The sequence below is a fragment of the Parapedobacter flavus genome, assembly GCF_035818675.1.
GTDB classification, from domain to species: Bacteria; Bacteroidota; Bacteroidia; order Sphingobacteriales; family Sphingobacteriaceae; genus Parapedobacter; species Parapedobacter flavus.
Window position 1 is genome coordinate 1 of record NZ_JAYKZZ010000035.1, and the last position, 2,647, is coordinate 2,647.

Annotated in this window: 4 protein-coding genes; all 4 read right to left on the minus strand. The window is 44.5% G+C overall.

Annotated elements, in window-relative coordinates:
• Window positions 1-148: 148 nt before the first annotated feature.
• Window positions 149-505, minus strand: coding sequence for an AAA family ATPase (locus U9S71_RS20000; RefSeq protein ID WP_326329612.1), 357 nt, complete (start codon window positions 503-505; stop codon window positions 149-151).
• Window positions 506-929: 424 nt separating this feature from the next.
• Window positions 930-1,376 carry a hypothetical protein gene (locus U9S71_RS20005; RefSeq protein ID WP_326329613.1) on the minus strand — a complete coding sequence of 149 codons (447 nt, stop codon included), beginning with the start codon at window positions 1,374-1,376 and terminating at the stop codon, window positions 930-932.
• 483 nt (window positions 1,377-1,859) lie between these two features.
• Window positions 1,860-2,258, minus strand: a complete 399-nt coding sequence (locus tag U9S71_RS20010; protein ID WP_326329615.1) for a type II toxin-antitoxin system VapC family toxin — start codon at window positions 2,256-2,258, stop codon at window positions 1,860-1,862.
• On the minus strand, window positions 2,258-2,506 hold the full coding sequence (locus U9S71_RS20015; RefSeq protein ID WP_326329616.1) for a hypothetical protein: 249 nt from the start codon (window positions 2,504-2,506) through the stop codon (window positions 2,258-2,260). The genes U9S71_RS20010 and U9S71_RS20015 overlap by 1 nt, the downstream gene beginning before the upstream one ends.
• Window positions 2,507-2,647 lie beyond the last annotated feature (141 nt).

The following is a 2,647-nucleotide window of genomic DNA, read 5'->3' on the forward strand; positions in this document are numbered from 1 at the left end:
TGCTTCGGTATTCAGGTGCTTACGGCGTGTCAATGCACGGTATATTTTCAGGGCGTCCGCATGCTGCCCCTCCTTTTCCAGTTGACGCGCTTCGTCCATGAGCGTCTGCGTAGCGATTTTCTTTTTGGCCATGGTATGTATATGGTGGTTAATGGGTAACAAGTGGGTGGTGGTTTGGTTTAAATGCAGATATGAAATTTCCCGGGAAGGGAGCATTCAAACGTTCAGCGATTACGGCATCGATGACGCTACGGTCGAAAAGATGTGTTCTTTGCATCTGCTCTTCTACCACGCGCCGATAATCCTGTATGGAGGTTGCTAACATGAGATCGATGTATCGCTCTTTATTCTTCCAAGGCAATGCATCGCCCCCGATGGCTAGCTGCTGCTTAATGATGGCCCTGGCTACTTCGGGAACGATTGCTATTCCGTCCGCGGACAAAGCACTAAGCAGGGTTGTTTTCCCTACGCCGGGCCCTCCTGTTATGACATACAATTTGTTCATCCGTGTAAATTTAAGCGAAGGGTGACGGTGAAAAATAACCCCAACTCTTTTATGAAAAAGGGCTGGGGTCAAACCAATTTACATCCTATGGAAAGATGCTGCCTCCAATGGAATTGGAGGGCTTCCTAAACCTACGCCCAAGATAAGCACATCAGCCATGGCTTGCAAGCAATTTGATGAATCATTTTTTTCATCCTAAAAAAATGGATGAAAACATTCTGTTTTCTCAATCATAAAAACTAACGTTATTAGTATTAACGGTAACACTGGCTCTCTTCTTTGCTTCTGGCGCCAAGGGCCAAACGGTAGATACCCTAATTAATGTAGGAACCCATAGCCTCCATTTTACGATAACGCCGGGCGATGGCACACCAATTATTTTTGAATCGGGTGCTGGGAACGATGTTTGCCATAATTAATGGCACTATTTTTTGGCTGCCAATAATTTGATGATCACATCCGCTTCTGGGACGGCCGGTGCATTGTACTTGGGATAGGGTTCTACACCAACTAACCGGAACTCGATGCCGTTGATCACTGTGTCTCGCGGATAGTTCCGCCCGCCATGGGTATTCAGGTCGAACAATCGCCGGTAATTGCCCGCTACAATAATTTCAAACCGTACCCCGGCATTGCCCGCCCAAATGCATTGCAACCCCTCGGGGCAACGCGAATCACCGAGCAGGGAAACCACCCCGATGCGGAAATGGTGCTCGGAATCGTAATAGCTATCGCCCACGCCCATCACGATGGTATCTCCTACCCGCTCGCCAAAGCCCCCACTTTCGTTACCCAAATTGGTTTCGGAGCAGGAGTCCAGCGTCAGGAAGATTGGCACGGCAATACAACAGATAATTAACAATGTTTTCATCTTCAGGCACTCCTTTCCTTGATAAACAGTTATTTCGCCGGGTGCGCTACAAGGTCGGTCGATTATCGGAACAATCGAAATGACCGCTTTAGTAAATCAAAGATAAGACCATTGTCGGGAGTAAACCAACAAATTGACGCTATTCTTACCAGCATTGTTGTAATACCTTTCTCGAACCACTGGGGCCAAGTCCACGAAAACTATCCTACTTTCCGGATACGGTTAGTGCCTTTTATTGCTAGTGTGGTAGGTGGCGCATTACGACTCGAAGAACACGCGGATGCCAAATGGATAACCGTAAATGACTTGGATCAATACGACTGGGCACCTGCCATGCGTATGTGCACATCCCCCTTCTCGAATTCTTCGATTTTCTTATTCAACGGTATGCCGATGCCTCTTGCAATTTTTTCACGCACAGGGGCACCATCTATCCGGGTGGATAGTTGCTTACCTATAGTTGAAAATTGAATAATTTAAAATTCAAGATTTGGTCCAGTCTTCAATACGAATTTTGGTCAGTCTGCTAAAATGAGCGACATTATTGGTAACCATCACCATATTATTGGTTATGGCAGTGGCTCCGATTAGGATGTCAAAATCATCAACCATAAGACCCTTTTTTCTGAGTTTCGCTTTTTCCTTGGAGTAAATATCCAATGAATTGAAAATGGGTAAAATGGCAAACTTAGGGATAAATGCTTCTACTAATGGTCGTAACTTTTCAGGTGTCTTGCTATTTTCGATGCCGTATTTCAGTTCGGCCACCGTTATTTCGGAAATAAAACAATTGACCTCACCGATTTTAGCAATTTTTCGGTCTAGGTTGTACATCCCTTTTAGGAAATAAATACAGATGTTTGTATCAAGCAGGTAATTCATCAAAGTGACTCTATATCTCGCTTGAAAACACGCGAACTACGTATCTCTTCAATAATTTCGTCTGCACTTTCATCGGATTGGTATGCACCAAATAACGATTGCAAGGAAATCTCCGCGATAGGTTCAGCTTCTTTAACCGACTGCGAAAGTCTGGATATTAAATCCAGTTTACTGCGGGAATCGAGATTCTTTAAAAATCCGAAGTAATAATCTGCCAAGCTGAACGGCCCGTGCTGTGAAAGTGCCATATTCGTATTCCTTCTTTATTTTAACAAAGGTACAAAAAAAACAATTTGAATATTTCTACGAATCGTGAGCGCCCCGCCTTATAACCTACTCAAATATACCGATCACCGAGAAACTTCGGAAGCAGTATGTCGGAATTTCCG

Coding starts and splice junctions, on each gene's coding strand:
- U9S71_RS20000 (WP_326329612.1), bottom strand. CDS start 505: ATGAACAAATTGTATGTCATAACAGGAGGGCCCGGCGTAGGGAAAACA.
- U9S71_RS20005 (WP_326329613.1), bottom strand. CDS start 1,376: ATGAAAACATTGTTAATTATCTGTTGTATTGCCGTGCCAATCTTCCTG.
- U9S71_RS20010 (WP_326329615.1), bottom strand. CDS start 2,258: ATGAATTACCTGCTTGATACAAACATCTGTATTTATTTCCTAAAAGGG.
- U9S71_RS20015 (WP_326329616.1), bottom strand. CDS start 2,506: ATGGCACTTTCACAGCACGGGCCGTTCAGCTTGGCAGATTATTACTTC.